Genomic DNA, 20,571 nt, shown 5'->3' on the forward strand with positions numbered 1-20,571 from the left:
GTTGAGTGCGGGACCGTTCGACTTGCATGTGTTAGGCACGCCGCCAGCGTTCGTCCTGAGCCAGGATCAAACTCTCCGTGGAATCTTTTCGAGGTGCCCTATACGGCTGTTCAGTTTTCAAGGACCTGGTTCTGGCGACTCAGAGCCGGTCAACAACCGGCTCCGGGTTTTTATCATAGCATACTCCCGTTCTCTTGTCAACTGCGTTCTCTTCTCTTCCTGCGGTTTTTTCTATTTTTTCTTCTTTATTTTCTGCACCCAGCCTTTCCTCATATTTCCCTCGGGCGCATGGTGGGAAAGAAGATAACATCCCGAATCGAAGGGGAATCCGTCAAAATCATGACCAGACGGTCAATCCCAATCCCAAGCCCTCCCGCAGGAGGCATCCCGAATTCCAGGGCATGCAAAAATTCCTCATCCATCATGTGCGCCTGTTCATCCCCCCGCTCCCGCGCCTCCAGCTGCTGCTGGAAGCGCGCCCGCTGCTCGAGGGGATCGTTCAATTCGGAAAAGGCATTTGCAATTTCCCAGGATATGATAAACAGCTCAAAGCGGTCTGTCAAGCGAGGGTTGTCCCTGTTCCGCTTCGCCAGCGGCGAAACCTCAACCGGGTGCCCCGTGATAAAGGTCGGCTGCACCAGATGTTCCTCGCAAAAAGCCTCAAAAACTTCGTTCAAGACGATCCCCCAGGCCGCCCCGGAGGGAACTTCCAACCCCAAATTCCGGGCCTGCCGGCGCGCCGCCTCATCGTCGAAGTGGCCGAAATCCTCACCGGTATACTTTTGGACCGCCTCGAGCATGGTCATCCTTCGCCAGGGGAGGGAAAAGTCAATCACCCGGCCCCCATACTGAACCTGAGTCGTCCCCAAAACCTCCTGGACCACTGTATTCAGGAGTTCCTCCGTAATCCGCATCATGTCTTCGTAATCTGCATATGCCTGGTAGAGTTCCAGCATGGTAAATTCGGGGTTGTGCTTTGTGGAAATCCCTTCGTTCCGGAAGCTCCGGTTGATTTCGAAGATTTTCTCGAATCCTCCTACAAGGAGCCGCTTCAGGTACAGCTCCGGGGCAATCCGCAAATAAAGAGTCATATCCAGGGCGTTATGGTAAGTAATGAAAGGCCGGGCTGCCGCTCCTCCTGCAACCGGATGCATCATCGGCGTTTCCACTTCGAGAAACCCGCGGGCTTCCAAAAAGCGGCGAATCGCACTGATGATCTTGAACCTGGTAAGAAAGGTCTGCTTTACCTGAGGGTTGACGATCAAATCCAGGTAACGCTGCCGGTAGCGCAAATCCACATCTTTCAGGCCGTGCCACTTTTCCGGAAGGGGATGGAGGGACTTGGCCAGAATTTGAAAAGATGCCACCTCTACAGAGATTTCCTGGCGCCTGGTGCGAAAGACCTTCCCCCGGACCCCGACAATGTCTCCGATATCGAGCCTGTTAAATAAATCGTACGCATCGGCCCCCAAACCATCCACCCGGGCGTAGATCTGGATCCGGCCCGAAAAGTCCAGCAGATCCGCAAAGCAGGCTTTGCCGTGGCTTCTTTTCCCCACCAACCGCCCGGCAAGCGCCACTTCCTTTCCTTCCATGGCAGGGAAGTTCTGAACGATTTCCCCGGCATGGTGGGTTACAGGGAACCTCCCGCCGAAAGGTTCAATCCCGCGCGCCCGCATTTCCTCCAGCTTTTCGCGCCTTGTCATGAGGAGATCAGATGCCTGGCCCTCACGAATGGTAGACATAATATTCCTCCCCTGCAGTCGCTGTAGCATCTCTTAAATCGTCGCCTGTTTACTTATGGATTTCAAGAATCTGATACTTCAAAATTCCCGCGGGAACCTTGACCTCAACCACGGCCCCCGTCTTTTGCCCCAAGAGCGCTCTTCCTACCGGTGAGGCATGAGAGATTTTGTTCGCGGCAGGATCTGCTTCCGCAGAGCCGACGATGGTATACTCGATCTCATCGCCGTATTCCAGGTCCTTTAAGCGCACCGTGGCGCCGATGGAAACGGTGTCAGTGGGAACTTCACTGGTATCGATAACCCGCGCGTGGCGAAGCATCTTTTCAAGAGTGAGAATCCGGCCTTCGACAAAAGCCTGCTCATTTTTTGCCTCTTCGTATTCGGAGTTTTCGCTGATATCGCCAAATTCAATCGCGGCCCGGATCCGGTCCGCGATTTCCCGACGCTTGACGGATTTCAAATACGCAAGCTCCTCCTCAAGCTTCTTGATCCCGTTTCCCGTCAAAAGAACTTCTTTTTCTGGCAATGCGCTCGCTCCCTCAAAGTGATTTTGCTCCTAAAATCTTATGAACATCACCTTTTTTTTATTCGGCCCCCACCATGACCAAAAAAAGGCGACAAGGAAATGTCTTGCCTGCCTTCCCTCAAATTAAAAATTAAAAACCCTATAGGACTAAGGAGTCCAGCCTGGGGCTGGACGCTGCTGTTGCACCTTTACCTACCTTATACGCTATTATATGTAACCTGCTTTCAACTTGTCAAGGATTTCGCGCGGGCAGCAGCGGCGCGGATCCTTTCCAGCTCAGCCTGGCTCAATGCGCGCTCAAAACTGCGGAAGCCTGCAAGCTTAAATCCGTGCTTCGCAGCAAGGCGGCTGATCTCCTCCACCTGGGCAACGGTGAGGTCGCGCCCCAGGGAGAAATTCTCGCACCTTCCTTCAAGCGCCAGAATCATCGTTTCGGCCATGCAGGCGTAGGCTGTTTTCGAAGGGAAGCCGAAATTGAAATTAAATTCCACATCCCCCGGCACCTCCACGACGCCCCCTTCGATGACGAGGACATCAGGGCGCACCTCCGCCACCCGGCGCGACACGTCGCGAGGGCGGGCAACGTCGCAGACCACCGCCCCCGGCTTCAAATCCCCGGGCTCGATCACGGCATCGACCGCAGAAGTTACGGTGATCACCACATCTGCGCCGCGCAGCGCCTCCCTTACATTTGTCGCCAGACGCGCCGCAACTCCCGTTTCGTACAAGATCTGGCGGGCAAGACGCTCCAGGCGGGAGCGCTGGCGGGCAACCAGAGTCAGGCGCCCCGCCTCCCGCGCCATGATTTTGGCGCAGACGCTTCCGATCGAGCCTGTTGCCCCGATGACCGCCACCTCAGCACGCGCCAGATTAATCCCCATGAATTCGGCGGCTTTCCGCGTCCCTTCGAGGGCTGTCGCGACGGTGTAGCTGTTTCCCGTTGTCACGGCAATCTTTAAATTCTTTGCGATAGTAACACCCGCGTCACCCACCACCGAAGTCATCGCTCCAAGCCCCACGATCCCGGCCCCCAGCCGTTCTGCCAGCCTCCCCGCTTCAATGATCCGGCGGGTCACGTAGGATGCGGGAAGCTCCAGCATCTGGCGGGAAGTAAGCGGACAGATGATAAACCACCCCTCGGTTTCAGCCCAGGGGGATTTCACCCCCCGGATCTCCGAGGCCTTGTAAACAGGAAAGCGCCTGACGATCCCCTCCACCATGCGGCCCGGCAAAAGCCTGAAAAACTTCAGCCTTTTCGTAATATCCTCGAGGTCGATGGGGTGAATGATAAAGGCAAATCTGACCATTTTTCGCCCCCTCTTCAAAGAGATGAAAAACTCGACCTAAGGAGTCTGCAGGTACTCCACGCGGGGTTTAAATCCGATTCTATCCAGGAGAGCACTGTAATCCTCCGGAGTAACTTCGGCCGTTGTTTTCCCCAAAAGGCTAATCAAAACCCCCTCCAGGACATTCGTTCCAAAGGAGCGGCCGCCAAACTCCGGGGTGGTGGTTACGAGAACAGCGGCCCCCCGCTCCCGCAGCAGTTCTACGTCGTCCCTGGTAACCGTATTCGTAATGACGATCTTCCCCGGGAGCTTCGGGGGCATGTACCTGCGAATGAAGTGGAAGTCGCCGGCGATGATGTCCGCATCCAGGTAATACCGCTCGTACTTCGCGGTCACCTCTTCCTGCTTTGCCCCAGTAGGATAGAGGTACTTAAAGGGAAGCTGGCTCAGAATGGGAAGCAGGAGGCGGGCAAGCATCTCCAGCGTCTTCAGGTTGTGAAGGGGAATCGGAATCCCCAGCGCGAAGATCAGATCCCCGAACGTCATCATGCATCCTGCCTCGGTCAGGGCTTCGGCCAGCCCGAAGCGGTCCACAGCGGAGACCATCAGCGCGCGCTTTCCCGCGAGGGACCAGCCCAACTCTTTTTGCAGATAAGGAACGACTTTTCGCTCCAGCGTGTTTTTAAGCCCGCTGCCGTCCACAATGGGAGTGAGCCGGGCGGCCGCCGCGATCTTTTTTGCTTCCCGGATCATCCAGCGCCGTTTTCCTGCAACCAGGTAAAGGTCGATCCCCCCCATCCCAAAGGCATCCACCTTGCCGTCCAGTTCGCGGATCATCTGGATCGCCCTGTTCATATCCCCGTCTGTACCGATGCGCTCGATAAGGAATTTCTCTCCTAGAAATTCCGCTTCCACCTTGTGGTCCCGCTTTGATGAGCCAAGGCTCACGCTGATAATGCGCTTCATAAACCGCCCCCGCTTTCTGAAATTTCCATGGCCTTACCGAAAAGATTCATCGAACCGCCAGGATCAGCTCCTGCAGGCGTTCCGGATCCACGTACTGATCCTCTGTCAGCGGCGTTTCTCCCAAATTAATGCCGAGCACCTCCTTGTCCAGCAGGGCTGCTCCCCAGTTAATCCGCTGCCGCGAACCGATCAGAATCACGACGTCGTAGGCCCGGACCCGGGCGATGAGATCCATCACTTCGTTGAACAGCTCCAGGCCGGATTTCTCTTCGACAAAACGCCAGCGCTCCTCATTGGTCATGATGAGATGGAAATCGACGCCAAGTTCTTCCAGCAGAGAAACAATTTCATCTTTGTTCTTGACGGGAAAACCAACAACGGCAATGCGGGCTCCCCTCCGGACCGCGCCCAGGCTCTCCAGCCTCGAAACAAAGCTCCGGTCCACTCCAACGCGGTCGGCAACTTCCTGTTGGGAAAAACCCTGGCTGCGCAGGGATAAGATCTGATTGAGGACGCGGCTGACCTTCTCCATGCTGACCAGCTTGTCCCCGATGCGGAAGAAATCGCGCAATCCCCACACCCTTTTCTGTGCACACTTTTGTGTACATTAATTTTAACAAAAACACCCTGCCGGAGCAAGCACAGAATTTTCAATTTAGCAATTGGCCGGGCCAACACACAGGAGAAATACGCCGGCCATGTTCACCAAATCAAATGGGATTGTGGGGAGCAAGAGAAGCAAGGGAGGCTTCTTTTAAAAAGGTGACGAGGAGGGTGCGGACTTCGTCCGGGGTTCTGGCAGCGTTGATTGCAGCACGCTTCTGGGCGGCCCCGGGAAGGCCCTTGAGGTACCAGGCAAGGTGCTTCCGCATCTGGGGGAGGGCCTTCTCCCCTTTGAACGAGAGAAACAGGTCGAGGTGGCAGAGGGCAAGTCCAATCCTCTCCGCCGGGGCTGACGGGGGAAGGAGTTCTCCTGTGGCCAGGAAGTGGACGGTGCGGCGGAAGAGCCAGGGGTTCCCCAGCGCGCCCCGCCCGATCATCACCGCGTCGCACCCCGTTTCTTCCAGCATCCGGAGGGCGTCCTGGGGGGAGAAGATGTCGCCGTTTCCGATCACGGGGATGCGAACGGCCTGCTTGACGAGGCGGATGATCTCCCAGTCGGCCTTCCCCGCGTAAAACTGGTCCCTGGTACGCCCGTGCACGGCGACGGCATCGGCTCCGTTCTCCTCCGCCAGGAAGGCAAGTTCAGGCGCGGTCACCTCCTGCGCGTCCCAACCCTTGCGCATTTTGACTGTCACGGGAACGGACACCGCCTCTCTCACGGCCCGGATGATTGCTGCAGCCCGGGGGAGATCCCGCATCAGGGCGCATCCCTCCCCGTTCTTGACGATTTTCGGGGTGGGGCACCCCATGTTGATGTCGACCAGCGCCGCCCCCCGGGCGACCGCAGCCCGGGCCGCCTCTGACATCTTCCCGGGATCCGAGCCGAAAATCTGCACCCCTACGGGCCCGGGCTCCCCCTCCAGATCGAAGAGGGAAAGGGTCCGGGCGTTCCGGTAGAGGATTGCTTCGCTGCTCACCATCTCCGTGTAAACAAGCGCGCACCCCGCCTGCCGGGCAAGGATCCGGTAAGCCTTATCGGTAAATCCGGCCATCGGGGCGGCAAGCACCGGATTGGCGAGGACAAGATCGCCGATTTTGAGCGAAAAATTTCTCCCGGGAAGAAGGCTGCAGAACCTGCCTGCATCCAAGGCAAATCACCGCACTCCAAACGACTTCTAAATTGCAGCGGCCTGTCTACTTGTTGCGCTCGTAGATGATCTTCAGGCCCCAGAGGGTGAGGTAAGGATCCACGTAGTCGACGGTCCTGGTTCCCTTGCAGATCAGTTCCGCCAGGCCTCCGGTAGCGACAACCACCGCCTCCCCTCCAAGCTCCTCCTTCATGCGGGAAACAATCTCGTCCACCTGGCCCACAAAACCGTAGTAAATGCCTGACTGCATGCTGGCTACGGTATTTTTTCCGATCACCTGGCGCGGCCGGACGATTTCGATCCGGGGCAGTTTTGCAGCCCGCTCGAAAAGTGCTTCCGTGGAAATGGCGATCCCGGGGGCAATGGCACCCCCCAGATACTCCCCTTCGCGGGAAATGGCACAGAAGGTGGTTGCCGTGCCGAAATCAACAACAATCAGCGGGCCTCCGTACCGGGCGTAGGCGGCAACGGCGTTCACAATGCGGTCCGCCCCCACCTCACGAGGGTTTTCGTACCTGATGGGCATCCCCGTCTTCACGCCGGGCCCCACAACCAGGGGCTCCTTCTTAAAGTAGCGGCGGCACATTTCGGTGAGCACAGGAGTCAACGGGGGCACCACCGAGGAAATCACAACGGCCTCAATCTGCTCGAAGGTAAGGTTCTGAAAGTCAAACAGGTTTTTCACCAGCATCCCCAGGTCATCAGCGGTCCGGCGCCGGTCGGTTCCGATGCGCCAGCTTACGATCAATTCCTGCGCGGTGAAAATCCCTAGCACGATATTTGTATTGCCCACGTCAAAGACGAGAATCACTTTAAAATCCTCCCTCCTGCTGCCCGCCCTCCCGGCACAAAGCAACTTCTCCGGCGGCACAGCGGCGCATCGTGCCGTCCGGCATGCGCAGAAGCAGGCTCCCATCAAGGTCTAAATCAACAGCTTCGCCGAAAAACTCCTCTTTCCCTTCATGCACCCGGACCCTCTTTCCCAGAGTTACCTGGTACGCCAGCCACCTCTCGCGCGCCCCGGCAAAACCGGAGCAGCAGAACAGATCGTACTCCTCCTCCAAAAGAGCTAAAAGCCTGCGGACGATGGGAATGCGCCGCAGCCTGCTCCCCGTAAGAATCCTCAGTGAAGTTGCCGTTTCCCGGAGATCCGGAGGGAAGTCCTCCCGCTCCTGGTTCACGTTGATCCCGATCCCCAAAACCAGGTAGTTAATCTGCTCCGCAGCGGCCTCCAGCTCCGCCAGAATCCCGCAAACCTTTTTCCCGTTGAATACCAGGTCGTTGGGCCACTTGATCCCCGGTTTCAAGCCCAGTTCCGCGTGGAGGGCGCGGGCGCAGGCCACTCCGGCAACAAGGGTAATTTGCGGAACCTGTGAAGGAGCAACAGGGGGCCGCAGGATTAAAGAAAGCCAGATGCCCAGCTCCGGAGGCGAAAACCAGGCCCGCTGCCAGCGGCCCCTCCCGGCGGTCTGCTCTTCGGCCACGACCACCGTCCCTTCGGGATAGCCTTTGCGGCCCAGGTCCTGGGCAACCTGGTTTGTTGAACCAACCTGCCGGAAGTGAAAGATCTGCTTTCCAAAGCGGAGGGTCTCAAGCCCTTTCCGGATCTCCCAGGGATAAAGGAGGTCCGGGGCGTCTTCAAACAGGTAGCCGGTGCGGGGGCTTCCCGTGATCTTATACCCTAAATCCCGCAAGTGCCTGATCTGCTTCCAGACCGCGCTCCTGCTCACACCGAGCTTCACGCTGATCTCCTCACCCGAAATGTAGCAGCCCTGGCTCCCTTCCAAAATGGCAAGGATCTCTTCTTTTCCCAACGGCACCAACTCCCGCCAATTAACCCGATTTCCTGGCCCCTTTAATTTCCCCAACATCCATGCTGATGTCCAGAGCAGGAGCGGAGTGGGTAATTGCGCCCACCGAAATAAAGTCCACCCCGGTTTCCGCCACCTCCCGGATCCGCTCCGCCGTGATCCCGCCCGAGGCCTCCAGGGGAACCCTCCCCCCGGCCAGCGCAACCGCCTTCCGGAGCAGGGGAAGCGGCATGTTATCCAGCATAATCAGGTCGGCCCCGGCAGCCAGGGCCTCCTCCAGCTGCTCCAGAGTTTCCACCTCGATCTCAATTTTAATGGTATGCGGAACTGCCGCCCGCGCCCGCCTGACGGCCTCGGCGATGCCTCCGGCAACTTTAATGTGGTTGTCCTTAATTAAGATTCCGTCGTAAAGCCCGATCCGGTGGTTGCAACCTCCGCCGATCCGGACCGCGTACTTTTCCAGAACCCGCAAACCGGGAGCGGTCTTTCTTGTATCCACAAGGCGCGCCCTGGTTCCTGCAATCAGTTCCACCAGATGCCTGGTTGCCGTCGCGATTCCGGAAAGCCGCTGCAGGAAATTCAAGGCAACCCGCTCCCCGGTGAGCACCGCCCGCGCCCTGCCCCGGACCCGGGCGATGATGCTCCCGGGCCTGATGAAACTCCCCTCGGGGATTTGCTCCTCTACCCTGATATCCGGATCGAGGACGCGAAAAACACGGGCGGCAACGGGAAGACCGGCCAGAACTCCCGTGCTCTTGCTGTGAATCACGGCCTCCGCTTCTGCTCCGGCGGGAACCAGAGAATCTGTCGTGAGATCTCCGGTGCCGATGTCTTCGGCCAGCGCCCGGTGCACCACCTCGTCAAGGATCCAAGCCGGCAGCAAGCCTCTCCCCCCTTTCCGGGTTAGATTTGAAAAACCAGATGCCTCAACCAGAAAAGGTCATCCCGGGCCGGAAAATCCTTCCGGAAGTGGCCGCCCCGGCTTTCCGTCCGGAGCAGGGCGGCAACCACCGTCAGGCGCCCCAGGGTCAAAAGATTCACCGCTTCGACGGCTTCCCGCAAGGGAGCGCTGGAGGGAATCTCCTCCGCCAGTTTCTCCAGCTCTGCTGCAGCTTCAACCAGCCCCTGCCCGGTTCGAATGATCCCGGCCTTTTCCCACATCACCGTCCGCACGCGGTCTGCGACCCTCCCCCAAAAGGAATCCTCCGGCAGGGAAGCATCAACTTTGCTTTTTCCGGCAAGATACGGGGGCAACTCTGGAATTCGCCGGCCCGTCTCTTCCAGGTAGCGAATCCCCGCAGCCGCAGCCCTTGCCCCGAAGACCAGCCCTTCCAGCAGGGAGTTGCTCGCAAGGCGGTTCGCACCGTGCACCCCGTTGCAGGCAACCTCCCCGCAGGCGTACAAACCAGGTATGTTAGTTTCCCCTTCGGTGTTTGTTTTAATGCCTCCCATGATGTAGTGGGCGGCAGGAGCAACGGGAATGTAGCCCTGCGCCGGATCGAGCCCGTAGCGCTGGCAGGTGCGCCAGATATTGGGAAACCGCGCCCTGAACCTGTCCCGGTCGAGGTGGGTGATATCGAGATAGACATGGTCCGCCCCGGTTTTTTCCATTTCAAGGACAATTGCCCTTGAGACGATATCCCGGGGAGCCAGTTCTGCCAGCTCGTGAAACCTGAGCATAAACCGCTCACCCTTCACATTCCGCAAAAAGGCCCCCTCGCCCCGCACCGCCTCGGAAATCAAAAAGCGCGGAGCGCCGGACAGGGCCAGCGCCGTCGGGTGAAACTGAACAAATTCCATGTCCATCAGTTCCGCCCCGGCACGGTAAGCAGCCGCCATTCCATCCCCGGTCGCGACGGCGGGATTCGTCGTGTTAAGGTAAAGCTGGCCCGCCCCGCCGGTGGCCGCAACCACGACCCCTGCCCGGCAGACCGTAAAACCCCCGGTCCCCGCATCCAAAACCAGGGCCCCTCCGCACCGCCCTGTGCGGGGCTCCCTGATAAAATCCACGAGAAAACAGCCCTCTTTAAGGGTGATGTTCTGCTCCCTGCGGCATTCCCGGATCAGGGCCTGGGCGATCTCCTCTCCTGTCGCATCGCTTGCATGGAGGATCCTCCGCCGCCTGTGGGCACCCTCCTGCCCCAAAGCCCAGGCATCCCCCTCACGGTCGAAGCGCACCCCCAACTCCACAAGCTCCATCACCCGCACCGGACCCTCGGTAACAAGAATTTCTACGGCGCGGGGGTCGCAAAGCCCCGCCCCTGCCGCCAGGGTGTCCTCCAGGTGAAGTACAGGGGAATCGGTTTCATCAATTGCAGCAGCAATTCCCCCCTGGGCCATCTCGGTGTTGCTGTCCTCGGCCCGCTGCTTTGTGAGCACAAGAACCGAACCGAACTCCCGCGCCTTGTAGGCGGTAAAAAGGCCGGCGATGCCGCTCCCGATAACCAAAAAATCAGCTTCGTAAGAAGGGAGCTGGTCCAGTTCCAGAGCAAAAAGATACCGGGGGGTCACGGAGCATCCTCTCCTTAAAAAAATCCTCTTGCCTTCGCAAGAGGAGAGAAAGTTCACGCAAGCTCGAGCATCCGGGTGAGAGCTTTCCGCGCCCGGTCCCGAATTTCAGGAGCCACCTCAATCCGGGGCGCAAGGTCCTCCAGCGCCCACTTCACCTTTTCCAGGGTAGTCAGCTTCATATTGGGGCAAACCATATGGGGGGCGGCGGGGTAAAAAGACTTGTCGGGGCAGGCCTTCTGCAGGGGGTAAAGCATCCCCTGCTCTGTTCCGACAATAAAAGCGGAAAAGGGAGCCTCTTTTGCGTATTTGAGCATACCCCCTGTACTTGCAACGTGGTCCGCCAGGCGGATGACTTCAGGCCGGCACTCAGGGTGAACCATAACCACCGCACCGGGATGGCGAGTTCGCGCTGCTTCGATCTCCCCGGCCGTGAGGCTGTCGTGCACGTGGCAGTAACCGTCCCATAAAATCAAGTTACGGCCGGTTTTCCGGGCAAGGTAGAGCCCGAGATTCCGGTCAGGAACAAAGAGAACCGGTTTCTCTTTGGGGAGGGAGGAAATCACCTTTACCGCATTAGACGAGGTGCAGCAGACGTCGCTTTCCGCCTTGACCTCCGCCGAGGAGTTTACATAGGTGACAACAAGGCAGCCAGAAACCTCCGCCTTCTTCGCCCGCACCGCGGCGGCTGTGGCCATGTCGGCCAGGGGGCAGCCCGCCTCCTCCTCGGGAAGCACAACGATCTTATCAGGAGAAAGGATCTTGGCGCTTTCTGCCATAAAGTAGACGCCGCAAAAAACGATAACATCGGCATCGGTACCTGCAGCCTGCTGGGCCAGCTGCAGGGAGTCCCCAACGAAATCGGCGACATCCTGAACCTCGGGGCGCTGGTAAAAGTGAGCCAGGATGACCGCCCTCCGCTTTTCTTTTAATTCTCTGATTTCCCGGCTCAGCTCGGCAATCTTTGCTGTTTCCTCCCTCATTTCTGAACCCCTCTCCCCCATTTGCCAGGTTTTTCCCGGCATCCGCAAAAACGAAGATTTTCTTTTATCTTACGCAAAACAACAGGCACCGTCAAGCAAGAGGAGGATGAGGAAGGACTTCCGCCTTTTCTGGGCGAATCTCAAGGATAAAGATCATTTCCGGGAAAGGAGCGGAGAAGAGATTGCGTCTCGGTCTGGTCAGCGACACCCATGGTGAACTGAAAAACCTGAGGGAAGCGCTCAGGCAGCTAACGCAGGTGCACAACGTAGAGAGGGTTGTACACCTGGGGGACGAATGGGAGGACGGCGAGGTTTTCAAAGAGGTGCCGGGAATCGAGGTGCTGATGATTCCTGGAGTTTACGCCCCGCAGTACCGCGACCCGGCCCTTCCCAACCGGGTGATCTGCAATTTCGAGGGCTGGGAGGTGCTTTTCACCCACGCTCCTGAGGTTCATGCCAACGACCTTCCTGAAGACCCGGACCCCCAAGAACTGGCCGCCGCCCAGAAAATAGACGTGGTGGCCTCCGGCCACACCCACATCCCGGTGCTTGAAGAAAGGGAGCATGTGCTCTGGATCAACCCCGGCCACCTGAAGGCCGAAGATAAAAAAGGGTACGCTCCCAGCTACGGGGTGCTCGAATTCCGGCCCGGTGAAATAGAAGCAAAAATCATTGATCTGGCAAGCCAGAAAACCCTGATCCAGCAGGTGTTCACCAAAAAGAAAATCACCGTGCAGGCATCCGGCCTGAAATTGAGGGCGATCCTGAACAACACGGAAACCGCCCGGAAAATCTGGGACGCCCTCCCCATTGAAGAGAAGGCAAACCTCTGGGGGGAAGAAATCTACTTCCCGATTCCCGTTGCAGCCGAGCTGGAAAACGGCCGGGAAACGGTTCGGCTGGGGGAGATCGGATACTGGCCGCCGGGCAAGGCGATCTGCTTCTTCTTCGGACCCACGCCCGGGTCAAAGGGGGATGAAATCCGCCCGTACAGCCCGGTCACCGTAGTCGGGAAACTGGTCGACGACCCCAAGGCATTGAAAGCGGTAAGGGAAAACGAAACTGTGAAAATAACCCGCCTCTGGCAGTGCCAGCAGAACCCCTGCTTCTCTACCTGAGGGCATCCTCCGGCGAGACAACCCGGTTTTGGGAATCCACAAAGACGATCCGGGGGCGGTAATTTCGCGCATCTTCTTCGGACAGCTGCAGGTAAGACAAAATGATCAAAACGTCGCCGGGCTGCCCGAGTCTTGCCGCCGCGCCGTTCAAGCAAACGATTCCCGAGCCCCGGGGGCCCTCGATGCAGTAGGTTTCGAATCTTGCCCCGTTGTTGTTGTTCACAACCTGCACCTTTTCGTAGGGGAGAATGTCCGCTGCATCCATGAGATCCCGGTCAATGGTAATGCTCCCCATGTAATTCAGGTCTGCACCGGTGAGCACCGCCCGGTGGATTTTGGATTTTAACATGGTTCGGAACATGGCCCCACCTCCAGGTAAACGTTATCGATCAGCCGCGTTTTTCCGACCCGGACTGCCGCCGCCAGCAGAACAGGCCCCTCCAGCAGAAGCAGTTCCGCCAGAGTCTGGCCGTGACAGACCTCCACATAATCCACCTCGATCAGGGGGGAGGAGGCAAGAACCTCCAGGATTCTTTTCCGCACCTTTTGAGGGTCGCGCTCTCCCTCAAATATCAGCCGGCGCCCTGCTTCCAGGGCGCGCGGCAAAGCTCGCGCTGCCTCCCTTTCCCCGGGGCTCAAATAGACGTTGCGGGAGCTTAATGCAAGACCGTCCGCTTCCCGGACAATCGGGCAGGTAACAATTTCTACCGGAACATTCAGGTCCCGGGCCATTCTTTTAATCACCAGCGCCTGCTGGGCATCTTTCTGGCCAAAGTAGGCCCGCGTCGGCTGGACGATCTGGAAGAGCTTCATGACAACGGTGGCCACGCCCCGGAAGTGGCCGGGACGGGAACGGCCGCACATCTTTTCCGTAAGAGGGCCCGCAACCTCAACATATGTGGAGTACCCCTCCGGGTACATCTCTTTTTCATCAGGCACAAAGACATAATCAACCCCCTCCGGCCGCGCCAGTTCCAGATCGCGTTCCAGATCCCGGGGGTATATGGCAAAATCCTCCTGGGGCCCGAACTGCAAGGGGTTGACAAAGATGCTCATGACAACGACGTCGCAATCGGCGCGGGCTCTTTTCACCAGGCTCAGGTGCCCGGCGTGGAGGTACCCCATCGTGGGGACAAAGCCAATGCTCCTTCCTTCTCCTCGCAGACCTAAAGCGATTCCCTGCATTTCCCTCACACCCGTAACAACTCGCATCTCGCAGTCCGCACCTCTTCTATCCTGGAATCGTTAACCGGCCCCGAAGGCCTGAGAGCGAGCAGCAACCTCCGAAGGCCGCTCGCGCTTGAAATTCCACCTTACCCGGCGAAGTCATAGCAGTGCTCTGGCCCCGGAAACTTCCCCTCCCTGACTTCGGCCTGGAAGTCCCGGATTGCAGCCGTGATCTGCTCGCATAAATTGGCGTACTGCTTCACGAACTTCGGAACCTTTCTCCCCGTCAAACCCAGCAGGTCATGGGTCACCAGAACCTGCCCGTCGCAGGCTGGGCCTGCCCCAATGCCCAGGGTGGGCACCCGGAGCCGGGAGGTGACTTCGGCCGCAACCTTTGCGGGCACACACTCCAGGACTAGGGCAAAAATGCCTGCTTCCTCCAGAATCAGGGCATCTTCGATCAGGCGCCGGGCGGCCTCTTCAGTCCGCCCCTGGACGCGGTAGCCTCCCAGCTGGTGCACCGACTGGGGAGTCAGGCCCAGGTGGCCCATCACGGGGATCCCGGTCTCAACCAGGGCCCTGACCGTTTCGGCCCGCTCCCTGCCGCCCTCCAGCTTTACCCCCTGCGCCCCGCCTTCCTGGAGAAAGCGCCCTCCGTTCCGGATCGCCTCGGCGATGCTGACCTGATAGGACAGGAAGGGCATATCCCCGACAACGAAGGCCCTCCGGGCACCCCGCGCCACAGCCCTGGTGTGGTGGATTATTTCATCCATCGTGACGGCCAGAGTGTTTTCGTAGCCCAGGATGACATTGCCAACCGAATCTCCTACGAGAAGAATGTCAATCCCCGCCTCGTCAAGGAGGCGCGCCGTCGGATAATCGTAGGCGGTGAGCAGGGTGATCTTTTCGCCTTTTGCCTTCATCTCCTGCAAGGTCGCTGTTGTCACACGTGGCATTTTTTACTCCTCCTCTTTTCATCAGGTGTTGAGCGGGCCGCCGAGAACCCCTTCAAAAAGTGCCCTGATCGCCGCAGCCTGTTCGTCCCCTAGCGTCCCCTTCGCCCGGGCCACCCTCACGGCAAAGAGCCCGAGGGTTGCGTAAACCCGGAGTTGTTCGGGCATATCTTTAAAAGCAGCAAGGTGCTTTTCAAGCGTGCCCCGGTCCCCCCGGGCAATAGGCCCTGTTAAGGCATCTGGAATCCCCAGGGCGCGTACATTATTGAGCGTTCCCGCAACCAGAGGAAGAAGCGCAGGGAGCCGCAACTCCGGCGGAATCCCGGCTGCCGCCAGGAGATCCAGGCTGCAGGCAAGAAGCCCGACCAGGTAATTGGAGGCCACGCAGGCCGCCGCGTGGTAAAGGACCTTCGCCCCGGCGTCGAGGAAGAAGAACCTGCCCTTTAATTTTTCCACAATCTCCCGGGCGAAGGAAAACCCCCGCGGGTCCCCTTCAATGCTGAAAAAGGAGCCTGGCAGCACCGCGAGGGCTTGCTCTACGCTGGCAAAGGACTGGAGAGGGTGGAGGGAAAGGGCAAGGGCGCCCTGCTCTGCCGCCGGCCTCAAAGCATCAGCGGTCAGGGCGCCGCTGGTGTGCAGGACGATCTGGCCGGGGCGAAAGGCCCCCACCCGGGCGAGTTCGGCAGCAACAGGTGCAATGGCATCATCGGTCGTGGTTAGAAAAAGCCCCTCCGCTCTCCGGGCGACCTCATCTGCCGAAAGGACCGGACAGTTCAGGCGCTTCGCAAGACTTTCCGCCGAAGCCCGGGTCCGGCTGGCGACCCCAACGATCTCGCAGCCGGCCCTCTGGAGCAGCAAGGCGAGCGCCGAACCAACTTTTCCTGCCCCAATGAAACCGAGTTTGAAAACCTTTTCTTCCATCCCCTTCACCAAACCCCGAAAAAATATAAAAACCTTCTGACCGAAAAGCAGAAGGCAGCAAAAAATTCTCCTTTTTACCCACCTTCCGTCTCAGTCCTTCTCAGGTACAAGCGGATGGTTGCCTGGAACGGCTCTCAGGGCGTTCTCCCCGGTATAGCTCCCTCCCGTTTCTATCCGGGGCTCCGCCGCAAGAAGCCTTTGTTCGCGTTAATTTGTTCGCGTTAATTATATCACAAGGGGAGGCCCTGAAACAACCTGATCTTTTCCCCGGGTGCTTTTTCGTGAAACTCCCTGAGATGCTCCCGCGTTGACCTCCCGTCCGGGTGGAGCAAATCCGGAGCGATCTCATGCAAAGGAACCAGCACAAAATTGCGCTCGTACATCCGGGGATGGGGAAGAACCAGTTCCGGAGTTGCAAGGGTCCGGTTGTCAAAAAGCAAGAGATCGAGATCGATGACGCGGGGGCCCCACCTGATCTCCCGCTTTCTGCCGAGAGTGTTTTCGATCCCCTGAAGGACGCGGAGCAGGGCAAAGGGATCAAGGTCTGTTTCGATTTCGACCACCTGGTTGAGAAACCAGCCCTGATCCAGGAAACCCACCGGCTCTGATTCGTAAAGAGAGGAGGTGCGGGTAATCCTGATCTGGGGATGAGAATCCAGTTCCTGGCGGGCGCGGCCGAGATTGGCAGCCCGGTCACCCAGGTTGGAACCGAGCCCCACATAGGCGCGCTTCATCTTGCCCGGGTCCGCCCTCTCCTGACCTCGACCCCCACATAAGAAAAAATGCCGCCGAGCGGAGCATGGGGCTTTTTCACCCGCACCAGCACTTCTTCCGCGGTGTATTTTCCGAGAACCGCCTGGGCAATCCGCTCCGCCAGGGCCTCGATCAGGTTGTAGCGCTCCTCCTGAACAATTCCCCGGACCAGTTCAAAGACCTCCTGGTAGTCGATGGTTTCTTCAAGCTCGTCAAGGCGCGCTGGAAAGTTCAGGTGGCAGGAAATTTCCACATCCACAATGAACCGCTGGCCCAGCTCCTGCTCCCCGGGAAGCACCCCGTGGTAGCCGTAAAATTCCATCCCGTTCAAAATGATTTTATCAAGAGGCTGCTGCATCGTGACCACCTTTCCCCATCCGGGATCAACTGCGCAGGATGGCGTCCGTCATGCGCGCCACCCGCACCATCTCCTTCACGTCGTGGACGCGTACAATGGCAGCACCCTGGCTGATCCCCCACGCAACTGTGGCCGCCGTCCCCTCCAGCCTTTGATCAACGGGAAGGTTCAAAGTGTTCCCGATTACCGATTTTCTGGAGGTGCCGAGCAGAATCGGCTTCCCGAGGGAGCGGAGTTCCCCCAAGCGGCGCAAAACCTCCAGGTTCTGTTCCGTTGTTTTTCCAAAACCGATTCCGGGGTCGATAACGATCTGTTCGGGCCGCACCCCGGCGGCCTCGGCAATCTTGATGCTGCGCCGGAGGTAGCGAATGATATCCCCCATCAGATCCCGGTACTCGTAGCCGTGCTGGTTGTGCATGAGGATCACAGGAACATCATGGCTTGCGGCAACTTCCGCGAGATCGGGATCGTACTGGAGGCCCCAAACATCATTGATCATGTGCGCACCGGCCTTGAGGACGGCGCGGGCCGTCTCGGCCTTGTAGGTATCTACAGAAATGGGGACTTCCAGCTCCTCCAGGAGCTTCTCGAGGACCGGCATAATCCTCCTGATTTCCTCCGCTGCGGGAAGAGGCTCCCAGGACCGCGCCCGGGCGGAGTCGCCGTAGGCGGCCGGATTTGCCTGGAGGCGGGTCGACTCACCCCCCAGGTCGATGATGTCCGCCCCTTCTTCAACCATCCTTCTGGCATGGGCAACAGCCGCCTCAACCTCGGTAAATTTCCCCCCATCTGAAAAGGAGTCGGGTGTAACGTTGAGAATCCCCATGATCAGGGTGCGCTCTCCTAAAGGGAGGGAAAGGTCGCGGCAGCGCAAACGGATGGCCTCTTTTCGCTCCAGGTTATCCAGAACATCCTTAATCTCCTGGGCAAGGCGGGACAGGCCAAAGGGCTGCATCCGGAGCTTCTGGCAGAGCTGGTCATACTGCTTCAAGGTTCCCATGAGGAGCACGTCGGTGGTCTCCACAGCAAGGTGTACGGCCTCCCGGTGGATCGCTGCTTCTCCTCCCCGGGAGAGCATTTCCTGCTTCAGGATGTTGGCAGCCCGGGTGGGCAGGTTTTCAATTCTGAGGACACGATGCACCGCCTTCGGAACCATCCAGGTGACACCCCCGGCATCGGCCCCAACTGCCCGGATGGCGCGGCGCGCCTCTTCCCGATCGCTGATCCCTATCACCCGAACGTTGTGCAGTTCGTAATATTCCATCATCCACCACCCCCGCCGGGCTAGTAAATCAGAACAAGATTGCCCGTTTCCATGGTGGGAAACTTGTAGCACTTATCCTGGACGCTGCACTCGTGGCAGGCGCGCGAAAGGTTATCGGCCCTGTGGAGGATTTCCCCGAGCCTGGTCATCTGGGTGCGCTGCTCGCGGTGCTCGTAAATGGCCTGGGTAATCACCCTGATTTCCCCGGGCGTAAACCCCGCTCTGGGAAGAATCTGTCCGGCCAGCTCCGCTCCCAGCGGGGCGTGGTCCTCCCCGCTCTCGTACTCCTGCCAGCGTCCGATATCGTGCAAGATCCCTGCCGCGTAGATTACCTCCTTGGCCGCATGCGGACCGCTCAATTGATTTTCCTGAATGAACTGACGAAGATCTCCCGATTCCAGCATCAGAATGTAGGCGATCCTTGCCACATCGACGAAATGCTGGAGGTCGTGTTTGCAGAACTCCCGGTCTCTTTCCGCCCTTTTATTTTTCCCAAGACACTCCTGAAATAAAGGATCCCGAACAATCGCGTCTATCCTCTCCATACCAACTCTCCTTAATTTTTTAATACGACACTATTATAACCAGAACTTTTTTCACCCTGCAACAGAATTATCCTCCTCTCTCAAGCAAAAAAAGCCCCGGGTGCAATACCCGAGGCTTTTAGAAATTCTCTGTTGGCTTTTAGAAGAGGCCCTTCACGACACCGGTCTCCACATCGACATCGATTCTCCGGAAGGCCGGGTCGGAGGCGGTGCCGGGGATCAGCCTGATCTCGCCGCAGACGGGCACCAGGAACTTGGCGCCGGCGAAGACCAGGACGTCGCGGACCGGCAGCATCCAGCCCTTGGGTACGCCTTTCAGGTTCGGGTCGTGGGTCAGGCTCAGGTGGGTCTTGGCCACCATCGTGTAGAAGTCGGGGTACCTCTTCTGCATTTCCCTGGCCTTGGCTTCCGCAGCGGGCTGCCAGATCACGCCGTCGGCGCCGTAAATCTCCTTCGCGATGAGCTCAACCCGCTCCATGAAGGGCATTTCCAGCGGGTAGAGGAACTTGAAGTCGACCTCTTCCTCGCAGGCGTCGATGACGGCATCGGCAAGCTCCAGCGCGCCGTCCCCGCCGTAGCGCCAGTGGTTGGACACCGCGCAGCGGGCTCCTGCCTGCTCGACGATCCGCTTGATGAGCTTGTGCTCTTCTGCGGTGTCGGTGGGGAAGCTGTTGATGCAGACAACCGGCTTGACCCCGGATTTCTTGACGATGCCGATGTGGTGCAGCAGGTTCTCGCAGCCCTTCTCGACGAGCGGGAGGTTCTCGGTCTTGTAGGCCTCATCAAGCGGCCGGCCGGGAACCACAGCAGGTCCTCCACCGTGCATCTTCATGCTTCTGACGGAGGTGACAATGATCGAGACGTTGGGCTTGAGTCCGCTGTGGCGGCACTTCACGTTCCAGAACTTCTCGAATCCGATGTCGCAGCCGAATCCGCTCTCGGTGCAGTGGTAGTCAAACAGCTTGAGGCCAACCCGGTCGGCAATGATGGAGGCTGGCCGACGGCGATGTTGGCGAAGGGCCCGGCGTGCACCATCACGGGCTGGTACTCTGCAGTCCAGCAGAGGGTTGGGTTGATGGACTCCCGCATGATGGCGGTCATGGCGCCGGCCACTTCCAGGTCTCCGGTCGTGATCGGGTTCCCCTGGCGGTCGTAGGCCACCACGATCCGCTCCAGGCTCTCCCGGAGGTCCTTGAGGTCGCGCACCATCGCCAGGATGGCCATGATCTCCGAGGCCACGGTGACCATGAATCCGGACTGCATCAGGAAGCCGTCCATCTCGGTGCCGAGACCGACAATGATGTTCCTCAAGCACTGGGCGCCGAGGTCCATCACCCATCTCTGCTCGATCTTCTTGGGATGGATGTTAAGCCGTCGCAGGCCGCGCTTTGCCAGCTCTTCATCGGTGTAGTTTGCCTCGTGCTGCATCCGGGCGTTGAGGGCGACCATCATCAGGTTGTGGGCGTTCATGATGTTGTTGATGTCGCCGGTCAGGCCCAGCGAAAACTCGGTCATCGGGATGAGGAGGGCGTTGCCCCCGCCGGCTGCGGTACCCTTGATGTTGAAGGTCGGGGCGCCTGAAGGCTGGCGGATGGCGCCGCCCACGCTCTTGCCCCGCTTGGCAAGGCCCTCGATGATCCCCAGGGTTGTCGTGGTCTTGCCCTCGCCCAGGGGGGTGGGTGTGATTGCGGTAATCTCAATGTACTTTCCGTCAGGCTTGTCCTTCAAACGCTCCAGGATCTTCATGTAGTCGAGCCTGGATACCCTGCCGTAGGGAATGACCTCGTCTTTTTCCAGCCCCAGCTTATCGGCCACTTCATAGGGTTTCGGCATGTTTTTCTCGGCTTCTACGGCAATCTCCCAGTCCGCCATCTTTGTTGAATCCCAAGGCATTAAATATCATCCCCCTTTTGATT

Annotated in this window: 20 protein-coding genes, 1 rRNA gene and 2 pseudogenes; 2 read left to right on the top strand and 21 right to left on the bottom strand. The window is 58.7% G+C overall.

What is annotated here, in order from left to right; translation table 11 throughout:
* The 12 genes from HPY58_03325 to nadA all read right to left on the bottom strand — a co-directional run.
* Nucleotides 1–83, bottom strand: a 16S ribosomal RNA gene (locus tag HPY58_03325); the annotation flags it as partial.
* Between the two features lie 186 nt (nucleotides 84–269).
* Complete coding sequence (lysS, locus tag HPY58_03330) at nucleotides 270–1,775, bottom strand: lysine--tRNA ligase (GenBank protein ID NPV28687.1); 1,506 nt, start codon at nucleotides 1,773–1,775, stop codon at nucleotides 270–272.
* A gap of 19 nt (nucleotides 1,776–1,794) precedes the next feature.
* Nucleotides 1,795–2,271, bottom strand: a complete 477-nt coding sequence (gene greA / locus HPY58_03335) for a transcription elongation factor GreA (protein ID NPV28688.1) — start codon at nucleotides 2,269–2,271, stop codon at nucleotides 1,795–1,797.
* Nucleotides 2,272–2,495: 224 nt separating this feature from the next.
* Nucleotides 2,496–3,578, bottom strand: coding sequence for a shikimate dehydrogenase (locus HPY58_03340; GenBank protein NPV28689.1), 1,083 nt, complete (start codon nucleotides 3,576–3,578; stop codon nucleotides 2,496–2,498).
* 36 nt (nucleotides 3,579–3,614) lie between these two features.
* A complete protein-coding gene (locus tag HPY58_03345; protein NPV28690.1) occupies nucleotides 3,615–4,523 on the bottom strand; it encodes a quinate 5-dehydrogenase in 909 nt (302 codons plus the stop codon).
* Between the two features lie 46 nt (nucleotides 4,524–4,569).
* Complete coding sequence (locus HPY58_03350; protein ID NPV28691.1) at nucleotides 4,570–5,055, bottom strand: helix-turn-helix transcriptional regulator; 486 nt, start codon at nucleotides 5,053–5,055, stop codon at nucleotides 4,570–4,572.
* Between the two features lie 178 nt (nucleotides 5,056–5,233).
* On the bottom strand, nucleotides 5,234–6,178 hold the full coding sequence (dusB, locus tag HPY58_03355; GenBank protein ID NPV28692.1) for a tRNA dihydrouridine synthase DusB: 945 nt from the start codon (nucleotides 6,176–6,178) through the stop codon (nucleotides 5,234–5,236).
* 142 nt (nucleotides 6,179–6,320) lie between these two features.
* The gene (locus HPY58_03360) at nucleotides 6,321–7,085 is read right to left on the bottom strand and encodes a type III pantothenate kinase (protein NPV28693.1); all 765 of its coding nucleotides are present in this window, start codon (nucleotides 7,083–7,085) and stop codon (nucleotides 6,321–6,323) included.
* Nucleotide 7,086: 1 nt separating this feature from the next.
* A complete protein-coding gene (locus HPY58_03365) occupies nucleotides 7,087–8,145 on the bottom strand; it encodes a biotin--[acetyl-CoA-carboxylase] ligase (protein NPV28694.1) in 1,059 nt (352 codons plus the stop codon).
* Nucleotides 8,108–8,968 carry a carboxylating nicotinate-nucleotide diphosphorylase gene (gene nadC / locus HPY58_03370; protein ID NPV28695.1) on the bottom strand — a complete coding sequence of 287 codons (861 nt, stop codon included), beginning with the start codon at nucleotides 8,966–8,968 and terminating at the stop codon, nucleotides 8,108–8,110. The genes HPY58_03365 and nadC overlap by 38 nt, the downstream gene beginning before the upstream one ends.
* Before the next feature lie 20 nt (nucleotides 8,969–8,988).
* The gene (gene nadB, locus HPY58_03375) at nucleotides 8,989–10,596 is read right to left on the bottom strand and encodes an L-aspartate oxidase (GenBank protein ID NPV28696.1); all 1,608 of its coding nucleotides are present in this window, start codon (nucleotides 10,594–10,596) and stop codon (nucleotides 8,989–8,991) included.
* Between the two features lie 53 nt (nucleotides 10,597–10,649).
* A complete protein-coding gene (gene nadA, locus HPY58_03380) occupies nucleotides 10,650–11,576 on the bottom strand; it encodes a quinolinate synthase NadA (protein NPV28697.1) in 927 nt (308 codons plus the stop codon).
* A gap of 182 nt (nucleotides 11,577–11,758) precedes the next feature.
* Between nadA and HPY58_03385 the strand changes: the two are divergent.
* Nucleotides 11,759–12,262 (top strand): annotated as a pseudogene (locus tag HPY58_03385) (metallophosphoesterase family protein).
* A gap of 21 nt (nucleotides 12,263–12,283) precedes the next feature.
* Entirely contained in the window at nucleotides 12,284–12,694 is a 411-nt protein-coding gene (locus tag HPY58_03390; GenBank protein ID NPV28698.1) for a hypothetical protein, read from the top strand.
* On the opposite strand, the gene HPY58_03395 is transcribed toward HPY58_03390, so the two are convergent.
* The 9 genes and pseudogenes from HPY58_03395 to HPY58_03435 form a co-directional block, all read right to left on the bottom strand.
* Nucleotides 12,687–13,055: an aspartate 1-decarboxylase gene (locus tag HPY58_03395; protein NPV28699.1), complete on the bottom strand. Its 369-nt coding sequence runs from the start codon at nucleotides 13,053–13,055 to the stop codon at nucleotides 12,687–12,689. The genes HPY58_03390 and HPY58_03395 overlap by 8 nt on opposite strands.
* The gene (locus HPY58_03400; GenBank protein NPV28700.1) at nucleotides 13,037–13,906 is read right to left on the bottom strand and encodes a pantoate--beta-alanine ligase; all 870 of its coding nucleotides are present in this window, start codon (nucleotides 13,904–13,906) and stop codon (nucleotides 13,037–13,039) included. The genes HPY58_03395 and HPY58_03400 overlap by 19 nt, the downstream gene beginning before the upstream one ends.
* A gap of 101 nt (nucleotides 13,907–14,007) precedes the next feature.
* Nucleotides 14,008–14,817 carry a 3-methyl-2-oxobutanoate hydroxymethyltransferase gene (gene panB, locus HPY58_03405; GenBank protein ID NPV28701.1) on the bottom strand — a complete coding sequence of 270 codons (810 nt, stop codon included), beginning with the start codon at nucleotides 14,815–14,817 and terminating at the stop codon, nucleotides 14,008–14,010.
* A gap of 21 nt (nucleotides 14,818–14,838) precedes the next feature.
* On the bottom strand, nucleotides 14,839–15,735 hold the full coding sequence (locus tag HPY58_03410) for a DUF2520 domain-containing protein (protein ID NPV28702.1): 897 nt from the start codon (nucleotides 15,733–15,735) through the stop codon (nucleotides 14,839–14,841).
* Between the two features lie 230 nt (nucleotides 15,736–15,965).
* Nucleotides 15,966–16,469: a 2-amino-4-hydroxy-6-hydroxymethyldihydropteridine diphosphokinase gene (gene folK, locus HPY58_03415; GenBank protein ID NPV28703.1), complete on the bottom strand. Its 504-nt coding sequence runs from the start codon at nucleotides 16,467–16,469 to the stop codon at nucleotides 15,966–15,968.
* Entirely contained in the window at nucleotides 16,466–16,846 is a 381-nt protein-coding gene (folB, locus tag HPY58_03420; protein ID NPV28704.1) for a dihydroneopterin aldolase, read from the bottom strand. The genes folK and folB overlap by 4 nt, the downstream gene beginning before the upstream one ends.
* 25 nt (nucleotides 16,847–16,871) lie before the next feature.
* Nucleotides 16,872–18,095 (bottom strand): dihydropteroate synthase, encoded by a 1,224-nt coding sequence (gene folP, locus HPY58_03425; protein ID NPV28705.1) that lies wholly within the window; start codon nucleotides 18,093–18,095, stop codon nucleotides 16,872–16,874.
* Nucleotides 18,096–18,130: 35 nt separating this feature from the next.
* Nucleotides 18,131–18,655, bottom strand: a complete 525-nt coding sequence (locus HPY58_03430; protein ID NPV28706.1) for an HD domain-containing protein — start codon at nucleotides 18,653–18,655, stop codon at nucleotides 18,131–18,133.
* 139 nt (nucleotides 18,656–18,794) lie between these two features.
* Nucleotides 18,795–20,548, bottom strand: a pseudogene (locus tag HPY58_03435) (formate--tetrahydrofolate ligase).
* Nucleotides 20,549–20,571: the final 23 nt, after the last annotated feature.

Source organism: Bacillota bacterium (assembly GCA_013177945.1).
Lineage (GTDB): Bacteria > Bacillota > DSM-12270 > Thermacetogeniales > Thermacetogeniaceae > Ch130.